Here is a 7196-nt window from a genome sequence, read left to right on the forward strand (position 1 = left end):
GGCGTCGAGGTCGGGGCCGAGCGGGCTCTCGTCGGCCGGGCCGTAGCCGCGCAGCCGCCACGACAGCCAGTCGTGGGGGAGCGCGACGGCGGCGACGCGCGCGGCGTTCTCCGGCTCCGCCTCGCGGAGCCACCGCAGCTTGGTGCCGGTGAACGAGGCCACCGGGACCAGACCCGTCCGGGCGACCCACGCCTCCCGGCCGATCTCCTCGACCATCTGCGCGGCCGCGTCCGCACTGCGCACGTCGTTCCACAGGAGGGCGTCGCGCACCACGCGGCCGTCCGGGTCGAGCGCGACCATCCCGTGCTGCTGCCCCGCGACCGCGACGGCCGCGACGTCGTCGAAGCCGCCGGCGTCCGCGATCGCGGCGCCGAGCGCGTCCCACCAGTGGCGAGGGGCGACGGAGGTGCCGTCCGGGTGGGCCGCACGGCCCTCCCGGACGACGGCACCGGTCGACGCGTCACGGAGGGTGACCTTGCAGGACTGCGTCGACGAGTCGACGCCCGCGACGAGACGACGCCCGTCAGCGGACTCAGCCACGAGCGCCCATGAGGTGCTCGATCGCGAGCTGCTGCAGCCGCACGAACCCGAAGCCCTTGCCGCCGAAGTACGCGTCCGCGTCGAAGTCCTCGAAGGCGGAGCGGTCGGCGAGGAAGTCGTCGTACGACTCGCCGGCGTTCAGCGTCGGGGTGCTCAGCTCGTCGACCTTGGCGGCGGCGAGTGCTTCCTGGACCTCGGGGTCGGCGCGGAAGGCCTGTGCGCGCTCCTTGAGGAGGAGGTACATGCGCATGTTCGCCTTCGCCGAGTCCCACACGCCCGTGATGTCCTCGGTGCGGGACGGCTTGTAGTCGAAGTGGCGCGGGCCGTCGTAGGCCTGGCCGCCCTGCGGAGCGCCGTGCTCGAGCAGGTCGACGAGCGAGAACGCGTTCTGCAGGTCGCCGTGGCCGAACACGAGGTCCTGGTCGTACTTGATGCCGCGCTGACCGTTGAGGTCGATGTGGAAGAGCTTGCCCTGGTACAGCGCCTGGGCGATGCCGGCGGTGAAGTTCAGGCCCGCCATCTGCTCGTGGCCGACCTCGGGGTTGATGCCGAACAGCTCGGGACGCTCGAGGGTCTCGGTGAAGGCGATCGCGTGGCCGAGGGTCGGCAGGAGGATGTCGCCGCGGGGCTCGTTCGGCTTCGGCTCGATCGCGAAGCGGATGTCGTAGCCCTTGTCGGTGACGTACTGGGCCAGGAGGTTGACGGCCTCGCGGTAGCGCTCGAGCGCCGCCTGGACGTCCTTCGCCGAGTCGTACTCCGAGCCCTCGCGGCCGCCCCACATCACGAAGGTCTTCGCGCCGAGCTCGGCGGCGAGGTCGATGTTGCGGAGCACCTTCCGGAGCGCGAAGCGACGGACCTGGCGGTCGTTCGAGGTGAAGCCGCCGTCCTTGAACACCGGCGCCGAGAACAGGTTGGTCGTGACCATCGGCACGATGATCCCGGTCGACTCGAGGGCACCCTTGAGCCGGTCGATCTGGCCCTGGCGCTCGGCGTCGGTCGAGCCGAACGCGAACAGGTCGTCGTCGTGGAAGGTCAGGCCGTAGGCGCCGATCTCGTCGAGCTTCTCGACCGCCTCGACCACGTCGAGCGCGGGACGGGTCGGGCCGCCGAACGGGTCGGAGCCGTTGTAGCCGATGGTCCAGAGACCGAAGGAGAACTTGTCGTCACGGGTGGGCGTCGTTGCCATGGTGGATCACCGTTCGTCGTCGAAACAAAATGTTGCCGCGCCCAACATAAGCGGTAGTGTTGACTCTGGCAAGCGTGATCGCAAAGGAGCGAACGAATGGCATCGGACCGACAGGCGCAGGATCGACTGCGTGTGGCGATGGTGGGCCACGGCTTCATGGGAGCCGCCCACTCGCAGGGGTGGCGGACCGCCCCCAGGTTCTTCGACCTCGGGGTCGAACCGGAGATGGCGGTGATCGTCGGCCGTGACCCGGAGCGGACCGAGGCGGCCCGACGGCAGTACGGCTGGCAGACCGCGTCGACCGACTGGCGCGCTGCCGTCACCGACCCGGACATCGACGTGGTCGACATCTGCTCGCCCGGTTCCTCGCACGTCGAGGTGGCGATCGCCGCGCTCGAGGCCGGCAAGCACGTGCTCTGCGAGAAGCCCCTCGCGAACTCGGTCGCCGAGGCCGAGGCGATGACCGCGGCCGCCGCCGCTGCGCGGGCGTCGGGCGTCCGCTCGATGGTCGGCTTCAGCTACCGTCGGGTGCCCGCCATCGCGTTCGCGAAGCAGCTGGTGGCGGCCGGGAGGCTCGGCACCGTCCGACAGGTCCGCGCGCTCTACCTGCAGGACTGGTTGGCAGATCCCGACGGCCCGATGACCTGGCGGCTCGACAAGTCGCTCGCGGGCTCCGGCTCGCTCGGCGACATCGGCGCGCACGCGATCGACCTCGTCGAGCACGTCACGGGTGCGTCGCTCGCGACGGTGTCCGGCACGCTCGAGACGTTCGTGACCGAACGCCCCCTCATGGCCGAGGGCGTCGGGCTGTCCGGCACCGCCTCCGAGGAGCGCGGCCAGGTCACGGTCGACGACGCCGCGTTCTTCACCGCACGGCTCACGGGCGGTGCGGCGGACGGCGCGATCGGCACGTTCGAGGCCACGCGGTACGCGACCGGGCGGAAGAACGGCCTCACGCTGGAGATCAGCGGTTCCGCGGGGGCGATCCAGTTCGACCTCGAGTCGATGAACGAGCTGCGCTTCCACGACGCCACCGCCCCGGCCGGCGAGCAGGGCTTCCAGCGGATCATCGTGACCGAGCCCGAACACCCCTACATGGCGGCGTGGTGGCCGACCGGGCACCTCATCGGGTACGAGCACACCTTCAGCCACGAGGTGAAGGACTTCGTGCAGGCGATCGTCGCGGGCGAGGACCCGACCCCGTCGTTCGAGGAGGGGCTGCACGTGCAGCGGGTCCTCGACGCGGTCGAGCGCAGCGCGGCCGACGGCAGCGCCTGGACGGTGATCTGATGGCCGGCGAGCGTCGCGCCCTGGTGGTGCGAGGTGGTTGGGACGGCCACATGCCGGTCGAGACCACCGACCTGTTCATCCCGTTCCTCCGGGACAACGGCTTCGACGTGCAGGTGTCGGAGTCGACCACCGTGTACGCCGACGAGTCTGCGATGGCCGACGTCGACCTCATCGTGCAGATCGTCACCATGTCCACGATCGCCGACGACGAGTTCGCCGGGCTCCAGGAGGCCGTCCTCGGTGGAGCGGGCCTCGCGGGGTGGCACGGCGGGATCGCGGACGCGTTCCGGAACACCGCGGACTACCTCCACATGGTCGGCGGGCAGTTCGCGCACCACGCGGCGAAGCCACCGGCAGAACGGACCGGCGAGCAGTCGGACAACTACATCCCGTACACGGTGCACATCACCGAGGCCGGGCACGAGCACCCGATCACGCGGGGCATCGAGGACTTCGACCTCGTGACCGAGCAGTACTGGGTGCTCTCCGACGAGTACAACGACGTCCTCGCGACGACCACGCAGGAAGCGCGGGACTTCGACGCCTGGAACCGGCCGGTCACGGCACCGGCGATCTGGACCCGGCAGTGGGGTGAGGGACGCGTGTTCGTCTCCGCACCCGGGCACCGGCTCGAGGTCGTCGAGTCGCAGCCGCTCCGCACGATCATCGAGAGGGGACTCCTGTGGGCAGCCCGCTGAAGGACAGTGCCGCTGCCAGGCCGCTCCGCGTCGGGGTCGTCGGGGTCGGCGTCATCAGCCAGCAGTACTTCGAACACTTCCCGGCGCTCGACGGCCTCGAACTCACCGCGGTCGCCGACATCGACGTCGACCGGGCGCAGTCCGTCGGCGAGGCGCAGGGTGTTCGGGGATCGTCGGTCGACGACCTGCTCGCCGCGGACGACGTCGACGTGGTGCTCAACCTGACGATCCCGGCCGCGCACGCGGAGATCGCGACCCGGGCTCTGGAGGCCGGCAAGCACGTCTACGGCGAGAAGCCGCTCGCGATGTCCACGGCAGAGGCGCAGCCCGTGCTCGACCTCGCCCGACGCTCGGGACTGCGGGTCGGCAGCGCGCCCGACACCGTGCTCGGCACCGGGATCCAGACCGCCCGCGCGGCGCTCGACGACGGGCTGATCGGCACACCGGTCGGCGCCGCGGTGTCGTGGTCGGCACCCGGACACGAGCTCTGGCACCCGGCGCCCGCGTTCTACTACCAGCCCGGCGGCGGCCCGCTGCTCGACATGGGGCCGTACTACCTGACGAGTCTCGTGCAGTTCTTCGGCCCGGTGGTCCGCGTGAGCGGCGCCTCGACCCGCTCCGACCGCCAGCGCACGATCGTGACCGGACCCGCTGCGGGCACCCCGCTCCGGGTGGACATCGACACGCACGTCGTCGCGGTCCTCGAGCACGCGAACGGGGTCGTCTCCACGGTCACGGTGTCGTTCGAGGTCTGGGCGACCCGAGCCCCGTTGTTCGAGGTGTACGGCACGTCCGGCACGCTCGGCGTCCCGGACCCGAACCGCTTCTCGGACCCGGTGTCGATCGCGACCGCCGAGGACCGCGAGTGGCGCGAGCTGCCGGTGACCGCCGGGTACGCCGACGCCGGCCGCGGGTACGGCCTCGCCGACATGGCGCACGCGATCGCGACCGACCGGCCGCACCGGGCGAGCGGTGACCTGGCGTTCCACGTGCTCGAGGTGATGGAGGCCGTCGCGACCGCCGCACGCGAGCACGCCGTGGTCGAGGTGCGATCGCACGTCGACCGCCCCGAGACCGTCCCGGCAGGAGCGACCCCGGGATCATGGTGACCACCAGCACACCGAGCGCGGAAGGACGACGACGATGACGACGACGGACGGAACCGACGAGGCGGGGACGACCCGCGCCTCCAGGCCGGTCACCCTGTTCACCGGCCAGTGGGCCGACCTGCCCTTCGAGGAGGTGGCGCGACTCGCGGGGGAGTGGGGCTACGACGGCCTCGAGATCGCCTGCTGGGGCGACCACCTCGACGTCCGACGTGCCGCGACCGACCCGGAGTACGTGGCGGACCGCAAGGCGATCCTGGAGCGCAACGGCCTGCAGGTCTGGACCATCGCGAACCACCTCGTCGGGCAGGCCGTGTGCGACGACCCGATCGACCAACGGCACCAGGACATCGTCCCGGAGCACGTGTGGGGCGACGGCGACCCGGAGGGCGTCCGGCAGCGCGCCGCCGAGGAACTGCAGTGGACCGCGCGTGCGGCCGCGGCCCTCGGCGTCCGGACCGTCACCGGGTTCTCGGGCTCCTCGATCTGGAAGACCGTCGCCGGGTTCCCGCCCGTGCCGCCGGGCATGATCGACGCCGGGTACCAGGACTTCCACGACCGCTGGTCGCCGATCCTCGACGTGTTCGAGGAGGTCGGCGTGCGGTTCGCGCTCGAGGTGCACCCGTCCGAGATCGCCTACGACTACTGGACCGCGCGTCGCACCCTCGACGTGTTCGCGGACCGGCCGGCGTTCGGCTTCAACTTCGACCCCTCGCACTTCGTCTGGCAGGACCTCGACCCCGCCGCGTTCCTGCTCGACTTCGCCGACCGGGTGTACCACGTGCACTGCAAGGAGTCGGTCAAGCAGCTCGACGGGCGGAACGGGCGGCTGTCCTCGCACCTGCCGTGGGGCGACCCCCGGCGCGGGTGGGACTTCGTCACCGCCGGCCACGGGGACGTGCCGTGGGAGCGGGTGTTCCGGGTGCTGAACCACATCGGGTACGACGGGCCGACCAGCGTCGAGTGGGAGGACGCGGGCATGGACCGGCTCGTCGGCGGGCCCGAGGCGCTCGCCTTCGTCCGGCAGCTCGGCACGATCGCTCCGCCGGACGCCGCGTTCGACGCGGCGTTCTCGCGCTCGCGCTAGTCGCGCTCGCGCCGCCGAGCCTCGGCCAGGTGGACACTTTCGCGGTCCAGGTGCCGCGAAACTGTCCGAAGAGCCGAGACTCGGCATCGCCCCAGACCCCACCACCACGAAGGAGGACCGCATGGCACAGACAGCCCCCGGCAACGCCGCACGCGTCCTCCGGCTCGTGCACGAGGAGGGGCCGATCAGCCGCGCCGAACTCACCCGACGCACGGGGCTGAACCGCTCGACGACCCTCGCGCTCGTCGGGGAACTCGTCGACCTCGGGCTCGTCCACGAGGAGGCACCGCCCGCCGGGGTCCGCGGCACCGGGGTCGGCCGACCCAGTCCGGTCGTGCGGGCCTCGGCGGACGTCGTGGCCGCGGCCGCCGTGGTCGAGATCGACGCGGTGACGGTGGCGCTCGTCGGCCTCGACGGGTCCGTCCGCGACCGCCGCACCGCCCACCAGGACGCCCCGCCCACCGCTGCCGAGGCGGTCGAGACCGTGGCGCGGCTGCTCGAGGACGTGACGAGGGCCACGGAGCGCTCCGTCCGCGTCGTCGGCATCGGTGTCGCCGTCCCCGGCACGGTCCGCGCCGAGGACGGCACCGTCCAGTACGCCCCGCACCTCGGCTGGCACGACGAACCGGTCGCCGGACCCCTCGCCGCCCGGACCGGTCTGCCCGTCGCCGCCGCCAACGATGCGAACCTCGGCGCCTGGGCGGAACGACTCGCGGGGAGCGGGCGCGGCGTCGACGACCTCGTCTACCTCAACGGCGGTGCGAGCGGCATCGGTGGCGGCGTGATCTCCGCCGCGCGACCCCTGAGCGGTGCGGACGGCTACGCGGGCGAGCTCGGCCACACGTTCGTCGCCGCGAACGGCGTCCGCTGCCACTGCGGCGCCGTCGGGTGCCTCGAGACCGAAGCCTCCCGCGAGGCCCTCACGACCGCCGCCGGTACCGCACCGGACGACCTCCGCGCCCTCGCCGCCGCGCTCGCCGAGGAACGACCGGAGCTCGAGGCGGTCGTCGACCGGCAGGTGTCGGCGCTCGCCACGGCCCTCCGCAACGCGATCCACACCGTCAACCCCGAGGTCGTCGTCCTCGGCGGGTTCCTCGGCGTCCTGCTCGCGCACGTCGGCGACCGCATCGTCGACGCCGTCCGGGCCCAGTCCATGCCGGGCACGGCCGACCGACTGCGCGTCGTCCCCGCGGCGCTCGGCGACGACGTCCTGACCCGAGGCGCCGCCGAGGTCGGGTTCCGCGACCTCCTCCGCGACCCGGCCGCCGTCGCGCGGGAGCGCACCGACC

7 protein-coding genes are annotated in these 7196 nt (G+C 72.2%); 5 read left to right on the forward strand and 2 right to left on the reverse strand.

The window, feature by feature from the left end; translation table 11 throughout:
• Nucleotides 1–540: FGGY family carbohydrate kinase (locus ACSW7Y_RS15075; protein WP_438127057.1), on the reverse strand; the 540-nt coding region annotated here is incomplete at its 3' end.
• Nucleotides 533–1726 (reverse strand): xylose isomerase, encoded by a 1194-nt coding sequence (gene xylA / locus ACSW7Y_RS15080; protein WP_438127058.1) that lies wholly within the window; start codon nt 1724–1726, stop codon nt 533–535. The genes xylA and ACSW7Y_RS15075, both read right to left, overlap by 8 nt.
• A gap of 96 nt (nt 1727–1822) precedes the next feature.
• On the opposite strand from xylA, the gene ACSW7Y_RS15085 reads away from it, so the two are divergent.
• From ACSW7Y_RS15085 to ACSW7Y_RS15105, 5 genes are all read left to right on the forward strand, one after another.
• A complete protein-coding gene (locus ACSW7Y_RS15085) occupies nt 1823–3016 on the forward strand; it encodes a Gfo/Idh/MocA family protein (protein ID WP_438127059.1) in 1194 nt (397 codons plus the stop codon).
• Nucleotides 3016–3714 (forward strand): ThuA domain-containing protein, encoded by a 699-nt coding sequence (locus ACSW7Y_RS15090; protein ID WP_438127060.1) that lies wholly within the window; start codon nt 3016–3018, stop codon nt 3712–3714. Before ACSW7Y_RS15085 ends, ACSW7Y_RS15090 begins: the two co-directional genes overlap by 1 nt.
• Nucleotides 3699–4823, forward strand: coding sequence for a Gfo/Idh/MocA family protein (locus tag ACSW7Y_RS15095; protein WP_438127061.1), 1125 nt, complete (start codon nt 3699–3701; stop codon nt 4821–4823). The genes ACSW7Y_RS15090 and ACSW7Y_RS15095 overlap by 16 nt, the downstream gene beginning before the upstream one ends.
• A gap of 34 nt (nt 4824–4857) precedes the next feature.
• On the forward strand, nt 4858–5907 hold the full coding sequence (locus ACSW7Y_RS15100; RefSeq protein WP_438127062.1) for a sugar phosphate isomerase/epimerase family protein: 1050 nt from the start codon (nt 4858–4860) through the stop codon (nt 5905–5907).
• A gap of 121 nt (nt 5908–6028) precedes the next feature.
• Nucleotides 6029–7196: ROK family transcriptional regulator (locus ACSW7Y_RS15105; RefSeq protein ID WP_438127063.1), on the forward strand; the 1168-nt coding region annotated here is incomplete at its 3' end.

Source organism: Curtobacterium flaccumfaciens (assembly GCF_051548005.1).
Lineage (GTDB): Bacteria > Actinomycetota > Actinomycetes > Actinomycetales > Microbacteriaceae > Curtobacterium.

Bases quoted from the DNA above. Each gene is read 5' to 3' on its own strand.
- xylA (WP_438127058.1), bottom strand. From the start codon at position 1,726: ATGGCAACGACGCCCACCCGTGACGACAAGTTCTCCTTCGGTCTCTGG.
- ACSW7Y_RS15085 (WP_438127059.1), top strand. From the start codon at position 1,823: ATGGCATCGGACCGACAGGCGCAGGATCGACTGCGTGTGGCGATGGTG.
- ACSW7Y_RS15090 (WP_438127060.1), top strand. From the start codon at position 3,016: ATGGCCGGCGAGCGTCGCGCCCTGGTGGTGCGAGGTGGTTGGGACGGC.
- ACSW7Y_RS15100 (WP_438127062.1), top strand. From the start codon at position 4,858: ATGACGACGACGGACGGAACCGACGAGGCGGGGACGACCCGCGCCTCC.